This is a genomic window from Azorhizobium sp. AG788, from assembly GCF_943371865.1.
Classification (GTDB): Bacteria; Pseudomonadota; Alphaproteobacteria; order Rhizobiales; family Xanthobacteraceae; genus Azorhizobium.
In genome coordinates this window covers 13746-40119 of record NZ_CALRWL010000017.1, presented here as the reverse complement: position 1 = coordinate 40119, position 26374 = coordinate 13746, and the positions used below count along the sequence as shown (strand labels likewise).

At 68.5% G+C, this 26374-nt stretch carries 23 protein-coding genes; 4 read left to right on the top strand and 19 right to left on the bottom strand.

Annotated features, from left to right (window positions below):
* Positions 1–53: 53 nt before the first annotated feature.
* On the bottom strand, positions 54–1760 hold the full coding sequence (locus AAG816_RS12125; protein WP_341989886.1) for a hypothetical protein: 1707 nt from the start codon (positions 1758–1760) through the stop codon (positions 54–56).
* Between the two features lie 254 nt (positions 1761–2014).
* Between AAG816_RS12125 and AAG816_RS12120 the strand changes: the two genes are divergently transcribed.
* From AAG816_RS12120 to AAG816_RS12110, 3 genes are all read left to right on the top strand, one after another.
* Positions 2015–5413, top strand: a complete 3399-nt coding sequence (locus AAG816_RS12120) for a hypothetical protein (protein ID WP_341989885.1) — start codon at positions 2015–2017, stop codon at positions 5411–5413.
* A gap of 105 nt (positions 5414–5518) precedes the next feature.
* On the top strand, positions 5519–6109 hold the full coding sequence (locus AAG816_RS12115; protein ID WP_341989884.1) for an ANTAR domain-containing protein: 591 nt from the start codon (positions 5519–5521) through the stop codon (positions 6107–6109).
* Entirely contained in the window at positions 6106–7239 is a 1134-nt protein-coding gene (locus tag AAG816_RS12110; RefSeq protein WP_341989883.1) for a CmpA/NrtA family ABC transporter substrate-binding protein, read from the top strand. Before AAG816_RS12115 ends, AAG816_RS12110 begins: the two co-directional genes overlap by 4 nt.
* Positions 7240–7251: 12 nt before the next feature.
* Here the strand turns inward: AAG816_RS12110 and AAG816_RS12105 are convergent, their stop codons facing one another.
* From AAG816_RS12105 to AAG816_RS12095, 3 genes are all read right to left on the bottom strand, one after another.
* Positions 7252–9228, bottom strand: a complete 1977-nt coding sequence (locus AAG816_RS12105; protein WP_341989882.1) for a hypothetical protein — start codon at positions 9226–9228, stop codon at positions 7252–7254.
* A 93-nt stretch (positions 9229–9321) separates the two neighbouring features.
* On the bottom strand, positions 9322–10113 hold the full coding sequence (locus tag AAG816_RS12100; RefSeq protein WP_341989881.1) for a molybdopterin-dependent oxidoreductase: 792 nt from the start codon (positions 10111–10113) through the stop codon (positions 9322–9324).
* A gap of 12 nt (positions 10114–10125) precedes the next feature.
* Entirely contained in the window at positions 10126–10794 is a 669-nt protein-coding gene (locus AAG816_RS12095) for a cytochrome b/b6 domain-containing protein (protein ID WP_341989880.1), read from the bottom strand.
* A 107-nt stretch (positions 10795–10901) separates the two neighbouring features.
* Between AAG816_RS12095 and AAG816_RS12090 the strand changes: the two genes are divergently transcribed.
* Complete coding sequence (locus AAG816_RS12090; RefSeq protein ID WP_341989879.1) at positions 10902–11417, top strand: PRC-barrel domain-containing protein; 516 nt, start codon at positions 10902–10904, stop codon at positions 11415–11417.
* Between the two features lie 32 nt (positions 11418–11449).
* Here AAG816_RS12090 and mtnK read toward each other — a convergent pair whose 3' ends face one another.
* The 15 genes from mtnK to AAG816_RS12015 form a co-directional block, all read right to left on the bottom strand.
* The gene (mtnK, locus tag AAG816_RS12085; RefSeq protein WP_341989878.1) at positions 11450–12715 is read right to left on the bottom strand and encodes an S-methyl-5-thioribose kinase; all 1266 of its coding nucleotides are present in this window, start codon (positions 12713–12715) and stop codon (positions 11450–11452) included.
* 29 nt (positions 12716–12744) lie between these two features.
* A complete protein-coding gene (locus AAG816_RS12080) occupies positions 12745–13653 on the bottom strand; it encodes a nucleoside phosphorylase (protein ID WP_341989877.1) in 909 nt (302 codons plus the stop codon).
* Positions 13654–13664: 11 nt separating this feature from the next.
* The gene (locus AAG816_RS12075; protein ID WP_341989876.1) at positions 13665–14393 is read right to left on the bottom strand and encodes a glycosyltransferase family 2 protein; all 729 of its coding nucleotides are present in this window, start codon (positions 14391–14393) and stop codon (positions 13665–13667) included.
* The gene (locus AAG816_RS12070) at positions 14393–15454 is read right to left on the bottom strand and encodes a radical SAM protein (RefSeq protein WP_341989875.1); all 1062 of its coding nucleotides are present in this window, start codon (positions 15452–15454) and stop codon (positions 14393–14395) included. Before AAG816_RS12070 ends, AAG816_RS12075 begins: the two co-directional genes overlap by 1 nt.
* A 37-nt stretch (positions 15455–15491) precedes the next feature.
* Positions 15492–16292 carry a TIGR04282 family arsenosugar biosynthesis glycosyltransferase gene (locus AAG816_RS12065; protein WP_341989874.1) on the bottom strand — a complete coding sequence of 267 codons (801 nt, stop codon included), beginning with the start codon at positions 16290–16292 and terminating at the stop codon, positions 15492–15494.
* Positions 16293–16391: 99 nt separating this feature from the next.
* Positions 16392–17690, bottom strand: a complete 1299-nt coding sequence (locus AAG816_RS12060) for an MFS transporter (protein WP_341989873.1) — start codon at positions 17688–17690, stop codon at positions 16392–16394.
* A 108-nt stretch (positions 17691–17798) separates the two neighbouring features.
* Positions 17799–19013, bottom strand: coding sequence for a CoA transferase (locus tag AAG816_RS12055; protein ID WP_341989872.1), 1215 nt, complete (start codon positions 19011–19013; stop codon positions 17799–17801).
* Positions 19014–19042: 29 nt separating this feature from the next.
* The gene (locus AAG816_RS12050) at positions 19043–19870 is read right to left on the bottom strand and encodes an IclR family transcriptional regulator (protein WP_341989871.1); all 828 of its coding nucleotides are present in this window, start codon (positions 19868–19870) and stop codon (positions 19043–19045) included.
* Complete coding sequence (locus tag AAG816_RS12045; RefSeq protein WP_341989870.1) at positions 19867–20628, bottom strand: enoyl-CoA hydratase-related protein; 762 nt, start codon at positions 20626–20628, stop codon at positions 19867–19869. The genes AAG816_RS12050 and AAG816_RS12045 overlap by 4 nt, the downstream gene beginning before the upstream one ends.
* 24 nt (positions 20629–20652) lie before the next feature.
* Complete coding sequence (locus AAG816_RS12040) at positions 20653–21651, bottom strand: nitronate monooxygenase family protein (RefSeq protein ID WP_341989869.1); 999 nt, start codon at positions 21649–21651, stop codon at positions 20653–20655.
* Positions 21648–22358, bottom strand: a complete 711-nt coding sequence (locus AAG816_RS12035; protein WP_341989868.1) for an ABC transporter ATP-binding protein — start codon at positions 22356–22358, stop codon at positions 21648–21650. Before AAG816_RS12035 ends, AAG816_RS12040 begins: the two co-directional genes overlap by 4 nt.
* The gene (locus tag AAG816_RS12030) at positions 22351–23061 is read right to left on the bottom strand and encodes an ABC transporter ATP-binding protein (RefSeq protein ID WP_341989867.1); all 711 of its coding nucleotides are present in this window, start codon (positions 23059–23061) and stop codon (positions 22351–22353) included. The genes AAG816_RS12035 and AAG816_RS12030 overlap by 8 nt, the downstream gene beginning before the upstream one ends.
* A complete protein-coding gene (locus AAG816_RS12025) occupies positions 23048–24034 on the bottom strand; it encodes a branched-chain amino acid ABC transporter permease (RefSeq protein WP_341989866.1) in 987 nt (328 codons plus the stop codon). Before AAG816_RS12025 ends, AAG816_RS12030 begins: the two co-directional genes overlap by 14 nt.
* A gap of 11 nt (positions 24035–24045) precedes the next feature.
* Positions 24046–24918 (bottom strand): branched-chain amino acid ABC transporter permease, encoded by an 873-nt coding sequence (locus AAG816_RS12020; protein WP_341989865.1) that lies wholly within the window; start codon positions 24916–24918, stop codon positions 24046–24048.
* Between the two features lie 64 nt (positions 24919–24982).
* Complete coding sequence (locus AAG816_RS12015; protein ID WP_341989864.1) at positions 24983–26164, bottom strand: ABC transporter substrate-binding protein; 1182 nt, start codon at positions 26162–26164, stop codon at positions 24983–24985.
* Positions 26165–26374 lie beyond the last annotated feature (210 nt).

Here is a 26374-nt window from a genome sequence, read left to right as displayed (position 1 = left end):
CCTGCGCGGGTGCGCCCCGCCATTATAAGACAACGCCCCGAAGGGCGGTCGGTTCAGAATGCCTTGCCCTGCATCACCCGGGCGGACAGAGCGGCGGGGTCCGGCACCTTGGCGCCGTTGCCGCTCAGCGCATAGAGCTTGGCCTCCCCCTTGCCATCGGCGCGGGGATAGCTGGCCACCGGGCGGAAGCGATCCGGGAACGCCGCCGCCGCTTCCAGCAGTTGGCGATTGTGCAACAGGCTCTGGGAGGCCGGAGAGGTGTCCACCACCACGGCGCCGACCCCCAGATCATCCAGCCCGGCCATGAGCGCGGCGGGATCGGCATAAGTGGGGGTGTAATTGGCGGCGTTCCAGTCGCTGGTGGCCAGCATCTTGGTGCCGCGCAGCACATAGGTCTTGCGGGCGCGGTCGCGCTGGGCGACGGCGGCGATCAGCCCGCCCTCGCCTTCCGCATCCGCCCCCACCAAGATCAGCGGATTGGGCACCTCCCGCGCCAGGAAGGCCTGGGCGGCGGCGTCCATGCCGGTGGGCAATTTGCGCACCTCCACCAAGAGCGAGGGCAAGGTGCCGGACAGCAAGGTGAGCGAGACCACCAGCCCCACCAGCACCGGCCAGCCGCTGGTGAGGAGGCCCAGAAAGCGGGTGCCGCCGAAGGCCGCCAGCATCACCAAAGGCGCCGCCACCGGCAGCAGATAGCGCGCGTCCAGCCCCGCCGGCACCAGGCATTGAAACGCCAAGGTGCCGATCACCAATGCCGCCAGCGCCAGCCATAAGGCATCGGCGGCTTGGGCGGCCACCGCCTCGGCGTCCCCGTCCGCTGCATCCAGATCCGCCGCCGGGCGGCGCCCCCGCCAGCCGCGCACGCCGGCAAACAGCAGGCCGATGACGGCGAGGCCCAGCATCAATGCGCCCAGCGTCGCCGTGAGGCCATGGGCATAGGTGCGCCCGGCCAGAGCGCTGAAGTCCATGCCCCACTTATATTGGAAGCCGGCGGCGGCCATGGCGTAGGTGCCGAGCGTCCACGGCCCGGCCAGCACCGCCACGATGGGCACCGGCAGCCAGAACGACACCCGCTTCAACAGATCGAACCGCCCGCCGATCAGCACCGCCAAGGGCGGCAGCAGGGCGAGAGCCGCCCCGGTGCCCTTGGTGAGGATGGCGGCGGAGGCCAGCAGCGCGAACAGCACCGCGCTCTGCCAGCGCGGCCGGGCCAGATAGCGGGCATAGGCAAAGGCGGCCAGCAGGGCCAGCAGCGCCACCGGCAGATCCAGCAGGATCACCAGGGTCGCCTCGCGCACCAAAGGCAGCGCCAGCAGCACCACGCCCACCGCGATGCCCTGCAATGGCCCCAGCGCCCGCGCGGTGGCCCAGCCGGCGGAGACCACGAGCAGCGCCGCCAGGGCTGCCGGCAGCAGCAGCGCCACCGAGGTCATGGGCGGCAGCAGCAGGAACAGCGCGCCTTCCAGCAGGTAATAGAGCGGCGGCCAGTGGCCGATGCCCACCTTGGGAAAGTGCAGATAATAGTCGCGGGCAAACGGCAGCGGATTGGGCAGGCCGGCGCGCACATAGTCCGCCAGCATCAGGCCGGAGATGAAGTGGCTGGCCTCGTCCGCATTATTGGCGGACAGTTCGGCGGTATAGCCGCCCATGGCCCGCTGCTGGACCGCGATCACCACCACCACCAGCGCCACGAAGATGAGAAACAGCAGGCTGCGCAAGGCGGCACCGGCCACACGTTCCGTCCGATGGGTGCCTGCCACGCTGTCCTCCCCCTTCGCCTCGGCGCACCCGGCGTGGGCGCGGCCCGATGCGGCGCCCCCACGTCCGGCCCACGCAAGGCTGGTTCGCGACAAACTTCTAGTGCGCGGGCGCGCCGGAGGGAAGCTGAAGCAAAGCGGGCCCCAACCCGCAGGGGCGGAATGGCCCCGTCTTCACCTTTCCACACACATGGTCTAAGGCCGAAGGGGATGCCGCTGCGGGGCGGCGGTATCTCAGGGCGCCGGGGAGTTCGACGATGGGCAAGTTACGCTTGTGGCTCAGCGGGTTCGCCTGGGGCGCGGTGCTCGGTGTGGTGGCCAGCGCGGTGCTGGGGGTGATGGTGCTGCGCCCGGACATTGCCGAGCGCCTGAGCTATGAGCGCATCGAGCGGGCGCTGAACCGGGGCCTCGGACAGAAGGCGCAGGCGCCCGCCAGCGCCCCCGCGCCGCAGATGCAAAGCCGCACCCTGTTCACCAACACCACCACGTCGCCGGCGCTGGATGCGGACTTCAAGCCGCCGCGGAGCTTCTCCCCCGGTGATTCCCTGGTCATTCGCGGCACCAACACCTCCACCGACTTCCTGGAGATCGACCTGCGCATTGACGACGCCAGCTCCAAGGACTGGAGTTCGCGCTTCGGCGGGGTCAATGTGGTGGGGGCCGGCCCGTTCGAATGGGTGATCCCGTTCAAGGGCCTGCAGACCCAGGACAAACGGGCGCTGGATATCAACGCCATCACCCGCATCATCGTCTTCACCCCGGTGGATCTGCCCCCAGCCAAGATCGCCAGCGTGACGCTGGAGACGCGCGGCGCCGCCCCGGCCGCAGCCACCGGCGCCGCCGCCCCGGCCACCACCGGCACCGCGAGCGCTCCGGCCGCCGCCAGCGCCCTGTTCGCCAACACCACCACCGCCGAACCGCTGGAGCAGAATTTCGCCCCGCCCCGCGCCTTCGGCCCCGATGACGCTCTGGTGATCAAGGGCACCAATGCCAATCCCGATACGGTGGAACTGGACCTGCGCATCGATGACACCCAGTCCAAGGACTGGGGCTCGCGCTATGGCGGCACGCAGATGGTGGCGCCGGGGCCGTTCGAATGGGTGGTGCCGCTCAAGGGGCTGATGACCCCGAACAAGACCGCGCTGGACACCAAGGCGGTGACCCGCCTGATCCTGTTCAGCCCGGAAAAGCTCACCCCCGCCACCATCTCCAGCGTCACGGTGGAGACCCGCGCCGACGCGCCGCTCGCCACCACCAATGTGGCCAAGCTCGGCCAGAGCTGGCTGAAGGGCGCCAAGACCACGGCGGAACAGGAATTCTTCCCCCCGCTGGCCTTCGCCGCCGACCAGGAACTGGTGGTCACCGGCACCAATCCCGGCCCCAATCCCATCACCGTCTATCTGCGGGTGGACGACGTGAATTCCAAGAATTGGAACTCCCGCGTCAACACCACCCTCACCGTGCCGCCCGGCCCCTTCACCTTGCGCTCGCCGGTGTCGTCCTGGGTCACGCCGTCCAAGGCGCGGCTGGATCGCACCCAGGTCAGCCGGCTGGTGATCTCATTGGGCGATGGGGAGGGCACCATCCGCCTCGGCGACGTGCATGTGGCCGGCGGCAGCCCGGTGCCCAAGGACGCCCTGGCGCTGCGCTTCGGCCCGCCGGAGGTCTCGGTGCCGGGCTTCGAGACCGTGACCAAGAATGACCCACGCCTCTCCGCCCCCGCCCGCGATCTGGTGCGGACCCAGAACGATGCCCTGCTCTCCAGCGGCCTCAATGGCGTGCGCACCATCACCGTGCCCTGGACCAAGAGCCAGACCGCCACGGTCTCGCTGTGGACCGAGGATCAGGGCGAATGGGAATATTTTCCCCACTCCTTGCATCGCAGCTTCGTCATCAACGGCAAGGTGGCCTTGCAGGAGGACTACACGCCCGATGAGTGGGTGCGGCAGGTGTTCCATCGCGGCCTGAATAAGGAAGCGATGATCGACGGCGGCCCGTGGGAGGTCTATGCCGCCCGCCGCGCCGGGCTGGTGACCGCCACCGTGCCGGTGGTGAACGGCAAGATCGTGGTGGACATCTCCTCCGACCAGCCGCCCAATGACGGCTATATCGCCGCCATGGTGATTGCGCCGGGGGACAGCCACGCCGCCGTGGATGCCATCGAGGCCTGGCGCAAGGAACGCTATCTGGAGCGCTGGCCGGTGGTGGACAAGCCGGTGGACCCGGCCCTGGCCAAGGGCACCACCTTGCGGGTGCTGCCGGTGGGCACCCCGCGCAGCCAGCACCCGTTCTGGGACGCCAACCTGCCCACCGACACCACCCTGCGCGCCGTGCGCGGCACCTTGGTCTCGGTGGACTTCCTCGCCTTTTCCGATCTGAACGACGCCGCCCCCGACGTGGCGCTGAAATTGCCCGAGGGCCTCGTCGGCGAGGTGCGCTGGGGCAAGTGGACCTATATGCGCCGGGGCAGCGGCGAGAATTCGCTCTCCATCACCTCCGACGTGCTGGAGGGCGATCTCTCGCAATTGCGCATCGCCGCCGGCGTGCCGCGGCGGCTCAATGTCAGCTTCACCGTGCCGGACAGCGCCTCCGGCACCGTTCCCGTGGTGCTGGCGATGAATATCGGCGGGCAAGCGGTGGAGGCGCGGGCCAATGTGGAGGTGATCCCGCTCACCTTGCCGCCCACCACCACGCCGGTGGGCTATTACATGGCCGCCCCCAATCCGGACTTCTGGTTTCCGCCCGCCCCCGCCACCGCCGACCGGCTGATGGCCTGCGACCTGCGGGCGCTGCGCCGGTTCGGCCTCACCGGCCTGTCGCCGGATCTGGTGACGCCCACCGCCGACCAACGGGCGCGCTACATCGCCCAGACCCGCCTGGCCAAGGAGGCCGGCTTCTCGCCGCCCTTCTTCGATTATGTCTCGGTGAAATGGCTGGTGGACAAGGTGGGCGTGCAAGCCATGGGCGAGAACGTCGCCGCCACCCAGCAGGCGCTCACCGCCGCCGGCCTGCCGCTGCCGCTATGGTCCATCGCCGACGAGCCGCAGAATCTGGCCAATCCCCTGGCGGATCTCACCCGCATGCGCGACGCCATCCGCATGTATGCGCCCACTGCCAAGATCTCCGGCCAGCTCAACGACATCAAGGACAAGCCGTTCCTGAAGCTGTTCGACACCGTGCTGGTGAACAATGGCTATGGCGTCTCCTCGCGCCTCTTCGCCGACATGCGGGCGCAGGGCGTCACCCCCTGGCTCTACAATATGCCGGACATGGAGGCCGCCGCTGGCTTCCTGCTGTGGCGGGTGGGGGCGGAGGGCTATATCCAGTGGCATGCCCGCGCCGCCACCGCCGACCCCTCAGACCCCACCGACGGGCGCGAGCCGGACTTCATGTTCCTGCCCCTCACCGCCGATCGCTGCCAGCAGGTGCCGAGCGTGGATGCCCTGGTGATTTCCACCGGCGACGGCATCACCGATTTGCGCTTCCTGCAATGGCTGGATGGCCGGGCTGCCTCTGACCCCAAGGCCAAGGCCCTGCGCGACGAAATCTTCGCCGCGCTGCCCGGCGACTGGGCCGCCTTCGCCAAGGCCAAGCCCTCGCTGCCGGCCCTGCGGCAGAAGCTGCTGGACTATGCCGCCAGCCTGCCCCCCAGCTGAGGGGCGCGGGAGAGGGGATAAAAAAAGCTACCCGCCGGCCGCGCGCTCCGTGCACACTGGCGCGCGGCCATTCGGCGGCGATTTGCGCTCACATCACGGACGGGCATGGCCAGCGATCTCCTGTTGCGGATTGTCATCGTCGATGAAAGCCCGGTGCGCGCGGCGATCCTCAGCGAGGGCCTGCGCGAGGCCGGCTATGTGAACGTGCTGCGCATGGAAGGCCGGCACAATCTGCTGGAGCGCATCTATGCCATCGATCCGGACGTGATCCTGATCGACCTGGAAGATCCCAGCCGCGACGTGATCGAGCAGATGCTGCACGTCTCCCGCGAGGTAAAGCGGCCGGTGGCCATGTTCGTGGACCAGTCCGACGGCCAGACCATCCAGGCGGCCATCGAGGCCGGCGTCGCCTCTTATGTGGTGGACGGCCTGCGCAAGGACCGGGTGCGGCCCATCGTCGAGACCACCATCTCCCGCTTCCGCGCCTTCGCCCGGCTCAAAGCCGAGCTAGAGGAGGCCAAGGGCCAGCTGGAGGAGCGCAAGCTGGTGGACCGGGCCAAGAGCATCCTCATGAAGATGAAGGGCATCGACGAGGAGGCCGCCTACGGCCTGCTGCGGCGCACCGCCATGAATGAGAAGAAGCGCATGGCCGACATCGCCCAGTCGATCATCACCACCGCGGAGCTTTTCCGATGAGACGGCTTGCCATGGGGTTCATTCCCCTCACCGACGCCGCCGTGCTCATCGCCGCCGCCGAGCGCGGCTTTGCCATGGCCGAGGGCATCGAGATCGCCCTGCACAAGGAAGTGTCCTGGGCCAACATCCGCGACAAGGTGAATGTGGGCCTGCTGGATGGCGCCCACATGCTGGGGCCGCTCGCCATCGCCTCTTCGCTCGGGCTGGGCCATGTGCGGGTGCCTCTGGTGGTGCCGTTCGCGCTCAATCTCAACGGCAGCGCCATCACTTTGGCCAAAGACATCTATGCCGCCATGGGCGAAATGGGCGACCTTTCCACCGCCCCTGGCGCGGCGCTGGCCTTGGGCCGGGTGGTGGCAGAGCGCCGCGCGCGCGGGCTGGAGCCGCTGACGTTTGCGGCGGTCTATTCCTTCTCCACCCATCATTATCTCATCCGCCATTTCCTCACCGCCGGCGGCATCGATCCGGACACCGACGTGCGCCTGGTGGTGATCCCGCCGCCCTTCATGGCCGAGAGCCTGCGCAACGGGCTGATCCACGGCTTTTCCGTCGGCTCGCCCTGGAACAGCGTGGCGGTGGATGCGGATGTGGGCCGGATCGCCGTGCTGGGGGCGGAAATCTTCGGCTGGGTGCCGGAGAAGGTGCTGGGCGTCCACGCCCGTTTCGCCAATGCGGAGCCCGAGCTGCTGCACCGGCTGGTGCGGGCGCTGCACGCCGCCGCAGCCTGGTGCGAAGACCCGGCCAACCATGCGGATCTCGCCCGCCTGCTCAGTGAGCCGCGCCATCTGGCCCTGCCCGCCGACCTGATCCGCCGCACCCTGGACGGTCGCCTGCAAACCGCACCCGGCGGCGCGCTGCGGGCGCATCCGGACTATCTGGTGCTGCATCGCGACGGCGCCAACCGGCCCGATCCCGACCATGCCCTGTGGATGTACCACCAGATCGTCGCCGCCCATCAGGGCGAATGGGCGCCGGACGCGGCCCGCGAGGCCATCAGCGTCTACCGCCCGGACATCTTCGATGCCGCGGTCGGCGCCACTCCCCCCGCCCCGCCCCGCCAGCCCGATTGCGTGGCGACCCAGTTCGGCGCGGTGTTCGACGCCGAGCGCTTTCTCGCCACCGGCACCTGAGGGGCGCGCCCCTCAGCGCATGGCGTAGGCCGGCTCGGGCACGGCCACATAGATCCGCCATTGGCCCGGAACGGTTTCCGCCAGCCGGAACTGCGGGCTGATGGCGAAGGGATCGTTGGCAAAGGCTCCGTCCTGCGCGGTGACCACGGCGGTGACGCAGCCATAGCGCTTGGCCATCACCTCCACATCCTCGCGCGTGCCCTCCCCCGCGAAGACGCGGGCGAACAGGGCAGAAAGCGCGCCGCGCTGGCGCGGGGTGATGGCGGCGAAGGCCAAAGCCAGTTCATCGCCCGCAAAGCAGGAGCGGCGCTGGGCCAGCAGCGCCCAGGAGATGTTCACCGGCCAGGGGGTGAGGTCTTTCAGGAACGCCGGATTGTTGGCCACCCGCCCGTCCGGCGGGGTCCAGCGGCGCACTGCCTCCCACAGCGCCGGGCTCTTGGCGAACACCGCCCCCTGTGGCGTGGGCTCGCCGCGCAGATTGCCCTTCAGTATCCCCACGCCGTCAGGCAGGCCCAAAGCCAGCCCCAGCGCCACCACCGCCGCCACCGTGCGCGGCGCCGTGACCATCCAGCGCGACAGGCCGGCAGCGGCATAGACGGTCATCACCATCACCCCGGGCAGGATCGAGCGCCAGCCCAGGTCATTGTTCTCGCCGGTGGTGCTCACCAGCAGCCAGCCGCAGGCCAGGCTCACCGCCGCCAGAGCGGTCAGCGCGCGCACCCCATAGGGCATCCAGCTGCCGCGGAACAACAGGCCCAGCGCCACCACGCCGGGCAGGAACACCAGCGGGAATTCCACCACCAGCAGCACCAGCCAATAGGCCGGCAGATCCAGCAGCCGCCCCAGGCCATCCGGCAGGAACGGGCCGAGCACATGGAACGGCTCCACGATCACCGGCAGGCCGCCGCCGCGCGTCACCGCCGCATTCAGCTGCGCGGCGATCAAGGGCGCGGAGAGCACGGCGCCCAACAGCCCCGCCCCCACCGTGCCGGCGACGAAATCCAGCCGGTCCCGCGCGCTCAGCAGCAGCAGCACGAATGCCACCGCAAAACCGGCGAAAATGAACATGACCCCGCCGACCCAGAGCGAACTCTGGAACCCCGCCGCCAGCACCAGCCCCAGCACCACCACCGCATAAAGGGAAAAGCGCCGCGCCATCGCCGCCATGATCAAGGTGGCCAGCACGGTGCAGCCGGCGGCGGCCACATGGTGCGGGCTCCAGGTGACCTGGAACAGCCAGCCGGCGAGGCCACTGGCGGGCTCCAGCACCGCATCCACCCGGTCTTGCCCCACCAGCGCCAGCACCGGGCGCAGCGAGCCGCACAGGCAGGCCAGCAGCACGAGCACCGGCCCCAGCGCCCGCCGCGACAGCGCGAAGGCGAGGCCGCACATCAGGCTCAAGGTGGCAAAAGCGGTGAACCAGGTGGCGGCGATATCCGCCTCCCACCCGCTGGCGCCGGTGAGCCGGGCCAATTGGGCAGCGCTGAACTGCCAGAGATAATAATAAGCGAACGCCCCGCGCCCCGGCCCATCGCCGAACACCGGATTGGCCGGGGGCACGCCGTTGCGGGCGATCTCGTCGATCAGCGCCACCTTGGCATGATCGAAGATCGGCGCCGACAGCAGGATGCCATCGCCCACCGCCTTGGGCAGCAAAGCGACGGCGGGCGCCAAGGCCACCACGGCCGCCAGCCCATAGACCCACAAAGGCATGGCCGGCCCGCGCCAGGCCACCTTCGGCCCGCGCACCAGGGTGAGCGCCAGTGCGCACGGCACCACGGTGGCGGCGAGAATGACCGGGGCGGTGAAGCCGGCGAACTGCGTCACCGCCAAGGCGAGAACACTCTGCACCGCCCAGCCCAGCAGGGGGGCCAGCGGCAGGGCCAGCGCGCGAGGCAGCGGCAGGCGGCGGGCGAAGATCCAGCCCACGGCGCTCCACAGCACCAGGGCCAGCAGCGCGCACAAGGCGGCGGAGAAAGACGAGGCCATCGGGCTCCCGGAAAGCTGCGACGGCGGGCGGCCGTCCCGCCACCCATGGCACGGGACGGGCCCGGGGGAAATCCTTCCCGCGCCCGAGCGGCGCTACAGGCCGGCGAACCAGTTGAAGCCCTGCTTCTCCCAGAACCCCTGGGTGTAGGTGTTGGTGACCTCGATGGCCCGCACCCATTTGGGGTTCTTGAACCCCAGTTTCACCGCCGTGCGCAGCCGCAGCGGGGCGCCGAACGGATCGGTGATGGGCTCGCCGGCATAATGGGTGGCGAGGATGGTCTGCGGATGCAGCGCCGAGGCCATGTCGATGCTCTCCATATAGTCATCGGCCCCATGGAAGGCGACATATTTGGCGGTGAGATCCGCACCCACGCTGGTGAGGAACTGCCGCAAATTCGGCCCCGACCATTGGCCGATATAGTCCCACCCCTCCACGCAGATATGGCGGATGATCACCTCCTGCTGGGGGAAGGCGTTGATGCGCTCCAGCGTCCAGGGCCGCTTGTCGGTGACAAGGCCCGCCAGCTCCAGGGACCAGCCGTTGAGGTCCACCGGCTTGACGTCCTCGATCTCGTAATAAGCATTGAACCGCGGCGGCTTCACCACCTGGCTCGGGGAAAAGGTGGGGGCGAGCTTGGTGGGGTCGAACAGCGCCGCCTGCACGCCGTCGTTGAAATCGGACACGGTCTTCAGCACGCTCTGCACCGCGCTGTCATTGGAGATGTCGCAGCCGGTGAGCAGCGACAGTGCGCCGAGACTGAGCGTGCCGCGCAACAGCTTGCGGCGGCTGATGGTCTCCAGCAGCGCGCTGTGCTGGGTGAGGATGGTCTGATCGGGCGTCTGGCGGGGGCGGAAGCGCGAGGGGGCAGGCAGGCGGAACGACATGACGGCCTCCGATCAGTGCGCGGGGGGAGTTGTAGGCGGCGCGGGATCGACCCGCGGGCCGCCGGTGAGCATGGCGAGGATGGTCTTGGGCACCAGCAGAGCCAGCGCCACATGCACGACCATGAAGCCGACGATGAGCGCCATGCCGATGAAATGCGCCAGCCGCGCGCCCTGGAAGCCGCCGAACAGGGAGACGAGGCCGGAGAATTGCACCGGCTTCCAGATGGCGAGCCCGGTGATCACCTGCACAATAATGACCGCCATCACCCCCACATACAGCACCTTCTGCACCGCATTGTAGTGGGTGAGGTCCGCATGCTTGAGGCGGAAGGTGAGCGCGGCGAGCGCTTCGCGCACCACCTCCAGCGGCCGGATCGGCCACAGCAGGCGGCGAAAGCGGCCGGATATGAGGCCATAGGCCAGATAGACCAGGCCGTTCAGCATCAAGATCCACATGCCGAAGAAATGCCATTGCAGGGCATGCTGCGCCCAGATGCCGAGCACGATCTCCTGCGGAAAGTGCAGGAAGCCGAAGATCACCTCGTCATTGTAGATCTTCCAGCCGCTGCCGATCATCACCACCATGGCGATGGCATTGGTCCAATGCATCACCCGCACCGCCAGCGGATGCATGCGCGGCTTTGGTCGCGAACCGGCGACCGGCATGTCGATTGCGGTCATGACGCCACCTCTATCCTTTAACATTTATATTTTACTTGTATTTTACTTCATGATCGCTACTGATCAGTCGGTCAAATACACACACTCGCCCGATTAAGGACCGCGCCATGCGCCTTTCGTCCCGTTCCCGAAGCCGGCTGGCGCTGATCCTGGCCGCCGGCACCCTCGCCGCCGGCCCCATGGCGGCCCGCGCCGCTGACCCCGTGCCCATGCGGGCCGAGCCGCGCAGCGGCGGCGCCCACACCCAGGCCCAGCCGGCGGATGAGGACGAGGCCCTCACCCCGCAGGAGCGCATGGCCCGGCGCCATCCGCAGAAGGTCCGCGCCGGAGATCTGGTGGGCCTGCCGCTGCTGGATCTGGACGACCGCACGCTGGGCTTCGTCCGCCAGGTGACACGCACGCCGGACGGCGGCGTGGTGCTGGTGGTGCCGGTGGGCGGCTGGTTCGGCTGGGGCGGGCGCCCGGTGCCGGTGCCGCTGGAGACCGTCGCCATTCTCGGCCGCCAGATCGCCTTGCTGGACATTGACCGCGCGGATCTGCCCGGCCTTGCCACCTGGCAGGGCGGCGGCGACACGCCCATCGCCGCCGACGAGACCCTGCGCATCGCCATCACCCGCCGCTGAGGCGGGCGGGCGCGCCCGGGGGCGGCCGGCCCTCATGGCCGGCCACCGGCGAGCAGCATCGCCATGCCATTGACCTGCGCCATGGTCAGGCCGTCGGCGCGGTGGAGCATCAGTTCCCGCCCCAGCCGCAGCGCCCGGCGCTCGCAGGCCGCACGCACCGCCTCATCGGCAATCTGCTCGAACTCGGCGATATGGGCGAGGCCAAGGATGCGGCGGTGCATCTCCAGCCCGGCAAAGCCCAGCGCATCCTGCCACACCGCCGTGAGGCGACGGGCCAGCGCCAGTTCGGATGCCATTTCGTCCCCCTGCTCCTCGAACAGGCCGCGACCGCCCAGCATGCCGGTGCGCTCGGTGCGCCAGAGCAGGGAGAACTCCTGCATGAACACCTGCCACACGCTCTGCGCCGTCTCCAGGATCCAGGCGGCATAAGGCGCGCGGGCCTGCGGGCATTCCCCCAATCCCGCCTGGGCGAAGGCGGACAGCCACAGATTGCCCAGCAGCATCCCCACATCGAAGCCCATGGGGCCATAGACGGCAAATTCCGCGTCGATCACCCGGGTATCATCCCGCGTCACCATCACCGATCCGGTGTGCAGATCCCCATGCAGCAGGCTCTCGGCGCGGGTGGCGAAGATGAGCTTCAGCTCATGGGCCGCCAGCTTCAGGTCGCGATCGGCGCGCACGGCGGCGGCGTCCGCCTCCAGGCCCGGGGTGTGGCGGTTGCGCTCGCTGATCATGAACGGATCGGTGAACACCAGATCCTCGGTGATGCCGCACAATTCGCCATTGCCGGCGAACAGCGCCAGATCCGCCTTGCGCCGGGCGGTGTCCATGGCCAGGTCCGAGCCGCGGAACAGGGTGCGGGCGAGATAGAGCCCCAGATGCCGGCCCATATGGGGCATTTTCTCCCCGGCGATCAGCGCCTTGCGGGCGATCACATGGGGCGAGAGATGCTCCATCACCACCAGCGCCTGCACTTCATCGAAGGCGAACACCTCCGGCAACCGGTCGGGATCGCGGGCGCCGAGGCGGGTGAGCGCGTGATATTCGTAATAGGAGCGGTCCAGCGTCATGGGCCAGCTCTCGCCCACCACCCGCGCATAGGGCAGCGCCTGCTTCACCACCACGGACTCCTCCTCGCCCTCGACGATGAAGACCAGGTTGAGATTGCCGTCGCCCACCTCGCGCACCCGCCAGCCCTCCGGCTCGCCCAGGCGCAAGGTGAGATCGGGCCGCGACCCCAGGCGCTCGGCCAAGGTGCCCGCGTCCAGCGGTCGATAGGGTGTCCGGTCAAGCATGGGTGCCCCCCACTGTGGTGATGATGGTCTCAGGCGATCTTCAGCGTCGTCGCGCGGGCGCCCCCGCGTGGGTCGATCCTGGCGTCGGCCTGCGCCGTCCAGGCGGTGGCGAAGGCCCGCACCAGGGCCATGGAGGTGCTGGCGCCGTTGTGGCAGCCCTTCTCGAAATCCCCCTCCACCTGGCCCATCTGGTTGGTCACATGGGCGAGGCACAGCACCGGGCGATGGCGCGCGGCGGAAAAGGCGTAGAGCGCGGCGGCCTCCATCTCCACCGCCAGCAGGCCCTGGCCCTTGCGGGTGGCGATGCCGGCCTCGGTCTCGCGGAACGGCGCATCCGTGGTCCAGGTGGCGCCCGACAGCACCGGGCAGCCGGCGCCCGCGAACGCGGTGCGGGCCAGGGCCAGGAGCGCCGGGTCCGCCTCCGCATAGGGGCTGGGCGGGAGATAATGATAGCTGGTGCCCTCGTCTCGCAATGAGCGCTCGATCAGCACATGGTAGGAGACCGGCGCCTGTTCCGCGATCTGCCCGGCGGAGGCCACCGACACCAGGAGGTCACAGCCGGAGACGAACACCTGTTCGGCCACCAGCACCGCGAACGAGGCGCCCACCGCATAGCCGACGATGCCGAAGGCGAGGCCCCCTTCCTCCCACTCCCACATGTCGGTGTGGTAGCAGGCCCAATGGGGGGAGCGTGTGGCCTGCCGCTGGGCGCGGACGAAATCCACCATGTCGCCATCGGGATCGAGAATGCAGATGCGCGGCACATTGCCGGCGGAAAGGCCCTTCTGGCGCCGCGCCTCGCGCAGCATGTTCTCGGGGCGGAAGACGGAGGGCGCGCGATGGTCGGCGCGGTCCAGCAGCGGCAGGACGCGGGCGCTGGCGTCGCCGCGTGGGGACGCGGCCTGGGTCTCGAAGGCGGGAAGCGGGTGCAGCAACATCGGATGGGCTCTCACATCTCGCTGGCGGCGGGAACGGGAACGGCGGCGGGCGGGACGGGCTGGCGCGCCACCCGCAAAAACGTGGCGCAGATGCGCATCCCGGCGCGCAGCGAGGTGGACAGGTTTCCCGCCACCTTGGAGGTGCCGCCGCTGCGGCAGCGATAGGCCACCGGCACCTCGCGGATGCGCAGCCCGGCGCGGGCGACGCGCATCTGCATCTCGATGTTCCAGCCATAGGTCATCTCGCCCATGCCGAGCGCCAGCAGGCGATCGCGGCGAATGGCGCGGAAGGTGCACATGTCGGTGAAATGCACGCCATAGAGCGCGCGCATGCCGAGGCCCGCCATCTCCCCCGCCAGCACCTGATGCCAGGCCATGCTGCCTGGCTCCCGCTGGCCCCGGGTGCGCGAGGCGATGACGAAATCCGCCTCCCCCGCGAGCAGCGGCGCCAGCAGGTCGGGGATGAAGGCCGGATCGTCAGCGCCGTCGCCATCCATGAACAGCAGGATGTCCGCATCGTCCGCGGCGCGGGCGGCGGCGAGGCAGGCGCGGCCGAAACCGCGGCCGGCATTGAGCACCTGCGCACCGGCGGCGATGGCGGCGGCGGCGGTGCCGTCGGTGCTGCCGCTGTCGGCGATGAGGATCTGGTCCACCAGGACGCGCGGCACCTCCGCCACGGTGGCGCCGATGGACTCCGCCTCATTGAGGGTGGGGATGATGAGGGCAACGCGCGGGCGCATCACAGGCTCCACCGCAGGCCGCAGCTGGCGCAGGCCGAAGGCGGCGTGGGCGAGAGAAGCGCTTCGCGGAAATCCTGATAGGCCGGGCCGTCCCAGATCTCCCGCAAGGTCTGCTGGGTGGCATCCCCGAGGGTATAATTCTCATAGCCGCGCTGGGAAAACGGCGCGATGCAGCAGGGCAGCGCCCGGCCGTTGGCGGTCACATACATCACCGTCCAGGGCCGCCGGCACAGCGACCAGGGGGTGCCGTCATCGGCCCGCTTCAGGCTCATGCCCGGCTCGGAGGCGGCGCCCGAGGCGCTGAAGATCATGCCCTTTTCGTGGGCGATGCGGGTGGCCTCGGCAATATGGACGGCCTCGTCCGCATTGATCTGCTCATAGAGCGCCTGGTCGGGCCGGGCGAGGCCGATGCTGTCGGTCTCGAAGAACACCAGGCGCTGGAGATAGACCTCCTTCACGCCGATATCCGCAGCCACCTGCACGAAGGCGGGCAGTTCCGCCACCGTCTCCTTCAGCCCGGTGAGCCAGGCGGAGACGCGGGGATTGGTGGCGCCCTCGCGCTCCTGCAAGGCGCGGAAGGCGCGCACATTCTTCAGGATGCGGCCGAAATAGTCCTTGCCGCGTACCGCCTTGTAGGACTTGGCATTGGCCGCATCCAGCGAGACTCGCAATTCATCCAGGCCCGCATCGATGAGCGCGCGACCATTACGGTCATTCAGCACCGTGCCATTGGTGTTGAACAGCACATAGGTGCCGCGGTCCTTCAGATAGCGCACCATGCGCGGCAGGTCCTTCACCAGCATGGGCTCGCCCACCCCATGCAGCACCGCCCGCTCCAGATCGGGGATCTGGTCGACGATGGAGGTGAACAGCTCCCAGCTCATGTCCGCCGGTGGCTCCAGTTCCGCATAGGTGCGCGGGCAGGTGGTGCAGAGCAGATTGCAGCGGTTGGTGGTCTCCAGATAGAGGCATACCGGCTTGCGGGTGGGCACGCCGGCGGGCTGGGGCGCGGCCTGCTCGAAATAGCGCCGGGGGTCCACGGTCGGGGTCAAAGCATTCATGCGGCGAACCTTGGATCAAGAGCGGGAAGGTCTGGCGTCAGGAGGCGCGGCGGTAGTCCGGCGCACGCGCGGGCAAGCGGAGGCGCTCCCCCAGGTCGGCCTCATCCAGCAGCCGGGTCAGGAAGTGGGTGCTGTGCCGGGCGGCCCCGCGCGGCAGCGCGCCATCGCCGAACGGCACCCCGGCGATCAGCTCGCCATGGAGGGTGCGCAAAGCGGCGGCGTCATCCACGTCGTACCAAGGCGGCAGGATGTGCATGGGCAGGCCGATCTCCCGCGCCCGCGCCAGGGTCTGCGCCGCCACCTGGTCGGTGCTCCAGGCGATGTCCGCGAACAGTCGGTCGTGAGGGGTCTTGAGGGCGAGCAGATAATAGCCCCCGTCCGTGGACGGCCCCAGCACGCCCCGGTCGCCCGGCAACATCAGCGCTGCGGCCATCTCCACCAGCAAAGCCGGCGGCAAGGTGGGGCTGTCGGCGTTGAGCACCGCCGCGCCGCCATGGCCCTGGGCGAACAGCCGTTGCAGCGCCAGCCGCAGGCAATCGCCGAAATTCGGCAGCCAGGCCTCGAACCGGTCGATGCCCGGCAGAATGTCGGCAAAGAATGCCCCCGACCCCGGCGGGCCATAGGCCGCATGGCCGGTGAGCGGCACATGGCGGGCGGCATCCGTGATATTGGCGAAGATGTCTTTCAGGAACGCGGTGTTGGCCTCTGCCGCCTCGGCTCCGGTGAGGGGCGGAACGAGGCGGGTCTTGGTGCGTCCGGGGGCGGACGCCTTGGCCATCACCGCAACGCCGCAGGAAAATTCCCGGTTCGGCGGGGCAAACCCCTGGCTGTCACTCATCTGCGGCACCCCGAGCTGGAATCGTTCCAACAGGGGGACTTCGATGCTCAGCCCCGGTTCGTTACATGCCTCACGCGCCAGTGATGCAAAATTTCACCCTCAGCCCTGGGCGGCGCGCCCGTCCGGCCGGCGCACCAGCACCCGGCCCAGCGCCAGAGCGAGCACGCCCGCCAGCAACAGCGCCAGCGCCAGCACTTCCAGCCCGCTGCCATAGCCGCCGCTAGCCTGGCGCAGCAGCCCCACCACATAAGGCCCCGCCACCCCGCCCAGATTGCCGATGGCATTGATCAAAGCGATGCCCGCCGCCGCCGCCGTGCCGCGCAGGAACAGAGGCGGCAAGGTCCAGAACGGCCCGAGCGTGGCATAGATGCCCATGGAGGCGACCGTGATCGCCCCCAGCGCCAGCAGGTCGGAGCCCGCATGGATGCTGGCCACGAGGCCGACGCCGCCCAGCAGCAGCGGCCCCGCCACATGCCACACCCGCTCGCCGGTGCGGTCGCTGTGCCGGCCCCAGGCCAGCATGGCCACGGCGCTCAACGCATAAGGCAACACCAGGATCCAGCCGATGGCGCCGGGGGCATAGCCGCGCGCCTGCACCATCTGCGGCAGCCACAGCCCCACCCCATAGAGCCCCATGACCAGGCCGAAATAGATCAGCCCCAGGCCGATCACCCGCGGGTCGCGCAGCGCCGGGCCCATGGCATGGCGGGTGGAGGCATCATCCGTGGCCGCATCCGCCGCCAGCCGGGCCGCGATCGCCTGCTTCTCGGCGCCGGAGAGCCAGCGGGCCTGCTGCGGCCCATCGGGCAGGAAGATCAGCACCACGATGCCCAGCAGGCAGGCGGGGATGCCCTCGATCAGGAACAGCCACTGCCAGCCGGCGAGGCCCAGAAAGCCGTGGGTCTGCAACACCATGCCGGACAGCGGCGCGCCCACCGCACTGGCGATGGGCACCGCCGCCATGAACAGAGCGATGGTACGACCGCGAATGGCGAGGGGAAACCAATAGCCCAGATAGAGGATCATGCCCGGCAGGAAGCCGGCCTCCGCCACCCCGAGCAGGAAGCGCACCACATAGAAGGAGGTCGGCCCGGTGACGAAGGCGGTGGCGGCCGAGAGCAGGCCCCAGGTGACCATGATCCGGCAGATCCACAGCCGCGCCCCCACCTTCTCCATGATGAGGTTGCTGGGCACTTCGAACAGGAAATAGCCCAGGAAAAAGATGCTGGCGCCAAAGCCATAGACGGCGGGAGAGAAATCCAGATCCGCATTCATGGTCAGGGCGGCAAAGCCCACATTCACCCGGTCCAGAAAGCTGACCAGATAGAGCACCATCATCAGCGGAATGAGCCGCCGGGCCACCTTGCGGAAGGCGGGGTGCTCCTCGGGGGCGATCATGGCTGGCCTCTTGCTCTGTGCGTCCGGCGCGATTCGGGCGTGCGGATCATGGCGCAGGCGGGTGGGCCGGTGCCAGTCGGTTGTCGGTCGCCTCACGCCCCGAAGGGCTCAGCGCACCACGCCCTTGGCCGCCAACGCCGCGTGCTGCGCGGCGTCATAGCCCAGCCGCTCCGCCAATATGTCGGCACCGGCGGTGCCCAGCCCCGGCGGCATGCGGCGCACCGGCACCCGCGCCCCATCCAGCCGATAGGGCGGCGCCAGCACGCGGGCGGGGCCGTCGGCGCTCTCCTGCGCCCCGGCCACCACGCCCGCCTGGGTGGCGCGCTCCGAGGTCAGCGCCTCATGCAGGCCCAGCACTTCGCCGCAGGGAATGCCCGCCGCCCGCAGCCGGGCCAGCAATTCGACCCGCGGCAAGCGGGCCAGTTCCGCATCGATGAGCGGGATGAGGTCGGCGCGATGGCGCGCCCGCAGCAGATTGGTGGTGAAGCGGTCGTCGGCGGCGAGGTCCGGCCGGCCGATCACCTGGGCGCAGAAGCGCTGATACTGGGCATTGTTGCCCACCGTGATCACCAGCGGCCCGTCTGCGGCCTGGAACACCCCATAGGGCACGATGGAGGGATGGGCATTGCCATAGCGCGGCGGATCCTGGTTCTGCGCCAGGGCTTCCAGTCCGTAATAAGAGGTGAGCGCGGTGCCGCAATCATACAGCGCCAGTTCCACCAGCCGGCCCTTGCCGGTGCGCGCGCGGGCGAACAGCGCCGCCAGCACCGCCTGGGCGGCATATTGGCCGGTGAACAGATCCACCGCCGCCACGCCGAACTTCAGCGGCGGCTGGCTGGCCTCGCCGTTCAATGCCATCAGGCCGCTCTCGCCCTGCACCACCAGATCATAGCCGGGGCGGGTCGCCTCCGGCCCATCGGGGGCATAGCCGGAGATGGAGCAATAGATCAGGCCCGGATTGTCGGCGCTGAGTTGGGCATAGCCCAGACCCAAGCGATCGGCCCCGCCGGCCTTGAAATTCTGGATCACCACATCGCTGTCCCGCGCCAGCGCCTGGACGATGGCCAGCCCCTCGGGGGTGGCGAGATCCACGCCGATGGAGCGCTTGTTGCGGTTGACGCTGTCGAAATAGGCGGTGTTGCTGGCCCCGGTGCGCAGGCCCCAGTCGCGGGTGTCGTCGCCGGTGACGGGATGCTCCACCTTGATGACATCGGCGCCGAGATCGCCCAGCACCATGCCGCACCACGGGCCGGCCAGAATGCGGGACAGGTCCAGCACCCGCACCCCGGCCAAAGGCAGCGCGGGCGAACGATCATCACTCATGGGGTTTCCTCCACCCGTCTTTGGAGCGCTCACGCGCCCATGACGCCTTCCAGGCTGCGCACCACTTCGATCAGGCGGGGGCGCACCGTGTCCATCAGGAAGCGCGGATCGGTGATGACGGTGGGTGCGCCGCAATTCACCGCCATGGGCGGCAGGCCGCCGCCGGGATGGAAGCCCACCGCAATGGCGCTCACCGTCTCCTGCCACTCGCCGAACGAGGTGCAGCAGCCGATCTCCTGATATTCCGCCACCGCCTTGTTGAGGCTGTCGCGCACCTTGGGCCAGGCCAGCGGATCGAGCGCCTGAAGCTCCTCATAGATGGCGGCACGCTCGCGCGGGCTGCTCACCGCCACATAGGCACGGCCCATGGCGCTGCGGGCGATGTTCAGGCGCGAGCCCACATCAATGTTCAGCGAGATCGCCGCCGGCCCGCGCAGGCATTCCACATAGCGCATGCTCAAGCGGTCGCGCACCCCCAGGCCCACCGAGGCATTGGACAAGGTGGCCAGTTCGCGCAAGGCCGGGCGGGCGATCTGGCGCACATCCAGCCCGCCCAGGGCGATGGAGCTGAGCGCGATCAGCGCCGTGCCGAGGCGATACTTGCCCACCTCCTCCACATAATGGAGATAGCCCAGCTTGGTCAGGGTGTAGGTGAGACGCGACACGGTGGAGCGCGGCAGCTTGCAGCGCTCGGCAATGTCGTGATTGGCCAGGAACGTGCCGCCGCGACCGAAGCAGGCCAGCACGTCCAGACCGCGCGCCAGAGCGGTGACGAAATGGCGGTCGTCCTTGGGGCCGCCGATGTCGTCGGCGCCATCGGGCAGCAGCGGATCGAGGGATTTGGGGGCGTCGGTCATCGGGCGAAGAAGGCGGCGAAGGCCGCCTGCGCCTCGGGGCCACGGCGCAGAGCGTGGAAGGACTGCGCCTCGGTCTCCAGCGTCTGCGCCACCGTGGCGGCCACCCCGGCCTTGAGCAGACGCTTGGTGGTGGCAATGGACAAAGGCGGCAGAGCGGCGAGGGCCTGCGCCTTCGCCAGCGCCAGATCCAGCGCCCCGCCCTCCGGGGCAACGGCATTGATGATGCCCGCGTCCAGGGCGGTGTGGGCCGAGAAGCCCTCGCCCAGCAGCAGCAGTTCGGCGGCGAGCTTGGCGCCGGCCACCCGCGGCAGCAGATAGCTGGACGCCCCTTCCGGGCACAGGCCCAGATTGACGAACGGCAGGCGGAATTTCGCTCCCGCGCCCGCATAGGCCAGGTCGCAATGCAGCAGCAGCGTGGTGCCGATGCCCACCGCAAAGCCTTCCACCGCCGCGATCACCGGCTTGGAGAGGGTGGACAGCACCTTGAGGAAGGTGAGGCCGGCGCTCTCCTGGATGGTCTCGCCGCTGTCCTGGAAATCCGCCAGATCATTGCCGCTGGTGAAGCAGCCCGCCGCGCCGGTGAGCACCACCACCCGCACGGCAGGGTCCGCATCGGCGGCGGCCAGTGCCGTGCCGAGCGCGCCATAGGTGGCGCGGTCCAGGGCATTGCGCCGCGCCGGACGGGAGATGGTCAGCAGCCGCACGCCGTCATGGGGCGTGGCGATGATCAGGGTGTCGCCGGTGGGTTCCGTGCTCATGCCGCTTCCTCCTCTGCCCGGCCCTCAGGCCGGGACGAACGGCGCGGACGCCGCAATCATATCGGCGCGCGCCTGCGCATATTCGTGCCGCAACCGGGCCACCAGATCGGCGGTGGTGGGCACATCGGCGATGGTGCCGACGCCCTGCCCGGCGCCCCACACGTCCCGCCACGGCTTCACCCGGCTGCTGCCGAAATTCATGGCGCTCTTGTCCGCATGGGGCAAGGCCTCGGGATCCAGCCCGGAAGCGGTGATGCTGGCTTTCAGATAATTGCCCGGAACCCCGGTGAAGAACGGGGTGTAGAGAATGTCCGCCGCCGCCGACTGGGTAATCATGGTCTTGTAGCCGGGCGCCGCATTGGCTTCCGCCGTGGCGATGAATCTCGTGCCCATATAGGCCAGATCCGCCCCCATCGCCTGGGCGGCGAGAATGGCGCGGCCCGTGGTGATGGAGCCGGACAGGATCACCGGCCCGTCATAGAAGCGGCGCACCTCCCCCAGCAGCGCGAACGGGCTGAGCGCCCCCGCATGACCGCCGGCACCGGCACACACCAGGATCAGGCCATCCACGCCCGCTTCCAGCGCCTTTTCCGCATGGCGCACATTGGTGACGTCGTGGAACACCACGCCGCCATAGCTGTGCACCGGGCGCACCACCTCGTCGGGGGCGCGCAAGGAGGTGATGATGATCGGCACCTCATGGGCGACGCAGGCCGCCACATCTTCCGCCAGCCGGTCATTGGAACCGTGCACGATCTGATTGACCGCGAATGGCGCGATGATCCGCGCCGGATCTTCCGCCTTGGCCTGCGCCAGCTCAGTCTTGATGCGGGTGAGCCAGCCGTCCAGCGTATCGGGGGCACGGGCATTCAGGGCCGGGAACGAGCCGACCACGCCGGCCAGGCACTGGGCGATCACCAGCTCCGGCCCCGAGACGATGAACATGGGCGAGGCGATCACCGGCAAGGCCAGCGTGCCGCGCAAGGCGGGAGGCAGACGATCGCTCATCTTCTGCGGGCTCATGCGGTTTTGGCCTCCCGCGCGAAATAGAGATCGTGCAGGCGCTCGATCTGGACCTGCGCTGCCGGCTCGCTGAGCAGCACCTTGCCGGCGCGCAAGAGATGCACGTCATCGGCGACGCTCAGCGCGATGCTGGTGTTCTGCTCAATGAGCACGATGGTGGTGCCTTCCGCCTTCAGCCGGCGGATGATCTCGAACACTTCCTGCACGATCACCGGCGCCAAGCCGAGGGACGGCTCGTCGATCAGCAGGATGCGCGGCTTGGACATGAGGCCGCGGCCCATGGCCACCATCTGCGCCTCGCCGCCGGACAGCGAGCCCGCCGCCTGGCGGTAGCGCTCCTTCAGGCGCGGGAACAGGCCATAGACCCGCTCCAGGCTGGCGGAGAGATCGCCCCGGCTGCGCTTGGGGTAGGCGCCCAGGCACAGGTTTTCCTCCACGCTCATGTCGCGGAACACCATGCGGCCTTCCGGCACCAGCACGATGCCCTGCCCGGCCAGATCCCAGGTCTTGCCCGCCAGCGGCGCGCCGCCCAGCAGGATCTCGCCCTGATGCGGGATGAGGCCGGTGAGCGCCCGCAGCAGCGTGGTCTTGCCGGCGCCGTTCGGCCCGACGATGGCGGTGAGCGCGCCTTCGCGGAAGGCCAGCGACACATCCCACAGGACGGTGATGTGGCCGTATCCGGCGCGCAGATTGCGTGTCTCAAGCATGGGGCGTCCCCGTATAGCTTTCCACCACCAGCGGATTGCGAAACACCTCGGCGGGGGTGCCGTCGGCGATCAACTGGCCGAAGTTCAGCACCACCGCGCGCGAGCACAGGTCGGAGATGGTCTCGATGTCATGCTCGACGATGACGATGGTGAGGCCGAAGCGGGCGTGCAATTCCTTGAGCTTGCCGGTGAACTGGCGCTTGGCTTGGCTCTCCAGCCCCGCCAGCACTTCGTCCAGCAGCAGCAGCTTGGGTTCCGTGGCCAGCGCCTTGGCGATCTCCAACCGCTTCAGCTCCTGCAACGCCAGCCCGCTCTGGGCATCGCGATCCGCCTGCTCGGACAATTGCATCACATCCAGGATCTCGTCGATGCGCGCCGGATCATTACGTCCCGCGCCGAACACCTGCGCCACCGTGAGGTTTTCCCGCACGGTGAGGTGCTTCATGGGCTGGGGGATCTGGAACGTGCGGCCGATGCCGACCCGCGCTCGCTTATGCAGCGGCAGCGCGGAGATGTCCTTGTCGTTGAACAAGGTGCGGCCACGGGCGCGAGTGAGGCCGGAGATGACGTTGAACAAGGTGGTCTTGCCCGCCCCGTTCGGCCCCACCAGCCCGAGAATCTCCCCGCCCTTCAGCTCGAAGGAGACATCTTTCAGCGCCATGAGGCCGCCGAAGCGGACGGAGACCTGATCAAGCCTCAGCATGGCGATTGCCTCCCTTGGCCCGCTTGAACAGACCCAGCACGCCGTTGGGTGCCACCAGGATCATCACCGCCAGCAGGATGCCCAGCAGGATCTGGTGCCCCACCGCGATCAGGCTTTTGGCCACCACCTGATCGAACATATAGATGAGGATGGCGCCGGCCACCGGGCCGAGAATGGTGCGGTAACCGCCGAAGATGGCGGCAATGATCGGCATCACGCTCCACACGCCGGAGAAGGCATAATCGGGATCGAGAAAGCCGATGATATGGGCGTTGAGCGCCCCGAACAGGCCGGTCATGAAGGCGGACAGCAGCAGCATCCAGGCCTTGAGCATCACGCTGTTCACGCCCACCACGCGGGTGGCGTCCTCGCTCTCGGCAATGGCGCGCAAGGCGGTGCCCACATGGCTCCGGCGGATGGCCACATAGGCCAAGGCGCACAGCGCCACCAAGAGCACGAGCAGCACATAGCTGCCGGTGCGGGTGGAGAGGTCAAAGCCGAAGATCGTCGGCAGGCCGGGATAGCGCTGCAGGCCCGCCGCGCCGCCAGTGAGCCAGGTGGCCTCGGTGGCGAGAATGCGGAAGATCTGCGCATAGGCGAGGATCGCCAGCGCGAAATAGGGGCCGGACAGGCGCAGCGCCGGCAGCATGGCCAGCGAGCAGAGCGCCGCGCACAGGCCCGCCAACGGAATGGCGAGCAGCACCGGCACGCCGAGCCGCGCCGAAATCAGCGCCGAGGCATAGGCCCCGACCCCGAAGAAGGCCGCATGGCCGAACGAGACCATGCCGCCCAGATTGCCCAGGAGCGCCCAGGCCAGCGAAATGCCGGCGAGGATCAAGGCGGAGATGAACAGGCCCAGCAGATAATTGCTGGCTCCCAGCACCAGCGGCAGCGCCGCCAGCACCAGAACGCCAAGCACTAGCCCCGCGTTGCGGCCCATCTGCGGGCGGGAGGAAGATGAGGAAGCAGCCATGGGTCAGCCTTTCAGCCGCGCCGGGCGCGCGCGCCGAACAGGCCGTTCGGCAGGAGGAACAGGACCAGCAGGAACAGCACCATGCCCGCCAGTTCCTGCAGAGCGGAGCTGGCCAAGGTGACGGTGAGCGCCTCGGTGACGCCCAGCAGCAAGGCTGCCAGGAACACGCCGGGAATGGAGCCCACCCCCGCCAGCACGGTGACGATGAAGGCCTTGACGGTCAGCCCATGGCCCACCGCCGGCTGGATCACGCTCATGGTATAGAGGGCGATGCCGGCGAAGCTCGCCAGCGCACCCGCCGCCAGGAAGGCCACCAATTCGGTGCGGACGGGGCTGATGCCCATGAGCATGGCGGCGTCGCGATTGGACGACACCGCCCGCACCGCGCGGCCATACCAGCTCTTCTTGAGCCACCACCACAATATGGTCATCAGCACCAGGCTGACGGCGAAGGCGATGACCTCGCCCTTCATGGCGTACACATTGCCGAAAGAGATGGCATCCTGGAGCATGGGCGAGGTGGTTGAGCGCATGTCGCTGGCGAACAGCAGCAGCAGGCCATTGGTGAGGATGATGCCCACCGCGAAGGTGAGGATCAGGGAATTCAGTTCGCGATGCTCGCGGATGCGGTCGATCATCAGGAACAGCAAGGCGCTGAGCGCGCACACCGCCAGCAGGGCCAGCGGGATCGCCATATAAGGATCGAGCCCGGTGCGGGATTCGACCACATAGGCCATGTAGGCCGCCAGCAAGACCAGCTCGCCATGGGCCAGATTGATGATGCGCATGGCGCCGAAGGCGAGGGCGAGGCCCAGCGCCACCAGCGCATAGACGCTGCCGATGAGCACGCCGGAGAACAGCGCCTGAAGAATGAGATCAGTCATGTCACCTCAAGGGGTGGAGCATCGGCCGGCGGCGGGGCCCGAGGCGCCCGCCGCCCAACACAGATCACCAGGGCAGAGCCGGATAGGCGATGGCGCCGGTGGCCGAGGCCGCAGGCGACACCAGGACGATCTTGCCCCCCTGATGCTGGCCCATGGACAAAGTGAAGCGCGGGTTGTCGCCGGTGGCATCGAACACCACCTGGCCCAGCAGGGTCATGCGGTCGGTCTTGCGCATCTCGTCGGCGAGGCCGCCCTTGGCCAGGGTTCCGGCCTCGGCGGCGCGGGCGATGGCCTCGCACAGCACCGTGGTCTCCACGAAGCTGAGGGTGGAGAGATATTCGATCTCTTTATTATAGGTCTGCTTATAGACCTCGGCGAAGCGGCGGCCTTCCTCGCTCTTCACTTCCACCGGGAACGGCAGGAAGGAGGTGCCGACCACATTGTTCATCAGGTCGGGAAATTCGCTGTACATCTTCGGCGTGGCCAGCGACCAGGCGCCCACCACCAGCTTGACCTGCGGCTTCAGCACCTTGGCGGCGCGGATGATGCCCACATAGTCATTCTCATAGGCCGACATGATCAGGATGTCGGACTTGTCCTGCAGCTTCACCTTGTTGATGATCGGCTTGAAGTCGGTGATCGCCGGATCAAATTCATGCAGCGTGACCTTGATGCCCTTGGCGGCGAGGTCCTTCTCCAGCCCCTTGGCCAGCAGCATGGGCGCCTCCTTGGTGGAGACGATGATCGACACCGAGGCCGGCTTCAGCCCTTCCACCAGCGTGCCGATACCGCGCTGATAGCCATTGTTGTTGTTGATGCGGAAGAAGGTCTTCAGGCCGCGCGCTGTCAGTTCGTCGCTCACCGCGCCGGCGGTGATATAGACCGTGTTCAGCTTGTTGGAGGCATCCGAGGCCGGGCCGACGATGTTGGAGCCATAGCCGCCGATCACCGCCACCGCGCCGTCCGAGATCAGCTTCTCCACCGCCGAGACCGCCTTGGCGGGGGTGCTCTCGTCATCGATGACCTGGAGCTTGATCTTCACTTTGGGCGATGTCTCGTTGAACATCTTGATCGCCACCTTCATGCCTTCGTCGAAGGCCTGGCCGGAGCGCGCGAGCGAGCCGGTGAGGGGCATGTGGGCGCCGATCAGAATGTCCTCGGCCCGCGCTCCGGGCGCGCCCATCAGGGTCAGCGCGAAGGCGGCCGCCGTCATGGCTTTGCCGAACTGAATGGCTTTGCGGATCATGAATGTCCTCCCTTGCCGTCCGGCGTGCCCCGGACGCGGATCCAACCCATGCGCGGATGATCTCCGCGTCGTGCTCTGAAGCGGCCCCGCCGCAGCGGCACCGTCTTGATCTTGCCCGCGTCGCCGAGGCGCGCGAGGTGGAACTGCATGCCATGGCAGGACGCGCCCTGTCAATTTTTTGCAGGCACCTATTCTGCATAACGGAATAGC

What these genes read in the sequence shown, in the direction of transcription:
- AAG816_RS12120 (WP_341989885.1), top strand. Translation starts at nt 2,015, where the DNA reads ATGGGCAAGTTACGCTTGTGGCTCAGCGGGTTCGCCTGGGGCGCGGTG.
- AAG816_RS12115 (WP_341989884.1), top strand. Translation starts at nt 5,519, where the DNA reads ATGGCCAGCGATCTCCTGTTGCGGATTGTCATCGTCGATGAAAGCCCG.
- AAG816_RS12110 (WP_341989883.1), top strand. Translation starts at nt 6,106, where the DNA reads ATGAGACGGCTTGCCATGGGGTTCATTCCCCTCACCGACGCCGCCGTG.
- AAG816_RS12105 (WP_341989882.1), bottom strand. Translation starts at nt 9,228, where the DNA reads ATGGCCTCGTCTTTCTCCGCCGCCTTGTGCGCGCTGCTGGCCCTGGTG.
- AAG816_RS12100 (WP_341989881.1), bottom strand. Translation starts at nt 10,113, where the DNA reads ATGTCGTTCCGCCTGCCTGCCCCCTCGCGCTTCCGCCCCCGCCAGACG.
- AAG816_RS12095 (WP_341989880.1), bottom strand. Translation starts at nt 10,794, where the DNA reads ATGACCGCAATCGACATGCCGGTCGCCGGTTCGCGACCAAAGCCGCGC.
- AAG816_RS12090 (WP_341989879.1), top strand. Translation starts at nt 10,902, where the DNA reads ATGCGCCTTTCGTCCCGTTCCCGAAGCCGGCTGGCGCTGATCCTGGCC.
- mtnK (WP_341989878.1), bottom strand. Translation starts at nt 12,715, where the DNA reads ATGCTTGACCGGACACCCTATCGACCGCTGGACGCGGGCACCTTGGCC.
- AAG816_RS12080 (WP_341989877.1), bottom strand. Translation starts at nt 13,653, where the DNA reads ATGTTGCTGCACCCGCTTCCCGCCTTCGAGACCCAGGCCGCGTCCCCA.
- AAG816_RS12075 (WP_341989876.1), bottom strand. Translation starts at nt 14,393, where the DNA reads ATGCGCCCGCGCGTTGCCCTCATCATCCCCACCCTCAATGAGGCGGAG.
- AAG816_RS12070 (WP_341989875.1), bottom strand. Translation starts at nt 15,454, where the DNA reads ATGAATGCTTTGACCCCGACCGTGGACCCCCGGCGCTATTTCGAGCAG.
- AAG816_RS12065 (WP_341989874.1), bottom strand. Translation starts at nt 16,292, where the DNA reads ATGAGTGACAGCCAGGGGTTTGCCCCGCCGAACCGGGAATTTTCCTGC.
- AAG816_RS12060 (WP_341989873.1), bottom strand. Translation starts at nt 17,690, where the DNA reads ATGATCGCCCCCGAGGAGCACCCCGCCTTCCGCAAGGTGGCCCGGCGG.
- AAG816_RS12055 (WP_341989872.1), bottom strand. Translation starts at nt 19,013, where the DNA reads ATGAGTGATGATCGTTCGCCCGCGCTGCCTTTGGCCGGGGTGCGGGTG.
- AAG816_RS12050 (WP_341989871.1), bottom strand. Translation starts at nt 19,870, where the DNA reads ATGACCGACGCCCCCAAATCCCTCGATCCGCTGCTGCCCGATGGCGCC.
- AAG816_RS12045 (WP_341989870.1), bottom strand. Translation starts at nt 20,628, where the DNA reads ATGAGCACGGAACCCACCGGCGACACCCTGATCATCGCCACGCCCCAT.
- AAG816_RS12040 (WP_341989869.1), bottom strand. Translation starts at nt 21,651, where the DNA reads ATGAGCCCGCAGAAGATGAGCGATCGTCTGCCTCCCGCCTTGCGCGGC.
- AAG816_RS12035 (WP_341989868.1), bottom strand. Translation starts at nt 22,358, where the DNA reads ATGCTTGAGACACGCAATCTGCGCGCCGGATACGGCCACATCACCGTC.
- AAG816_RS12030 (WP_341989867.1), bottom strand. Translation starts at nt 23,061, where the DNA reads ATGCTGAGGCTTGATCAGGTCTCCGTCCGCTTCGGCGGCCTCATGGCG.
- AAG816_RS12025 (WP_341989866.1), bottom strand. Translation starts at nt 24,034, where the DNA reads ATGGCTGCTTCCTCATCTTCCTCCCGCCCGCAGATGGGCCGCAACGCG.
- AAG816_RS12020 (WP_341989865.1), bottom strand. Translation starts at nt 24,918, where the DNA reads ATGACTGATCTCATTCTTCAGGCGCTGTTCTCCGGCGTGCTCATCGGC.
- AAG816_RS12015 (WP_341989864.1), bottom strand. Translation starts at nt 26,164, where the DNA reads ATGATCCGCAAAGCCATTCAGTTCGGCAAAGCCATGACGGCGGCCGCC.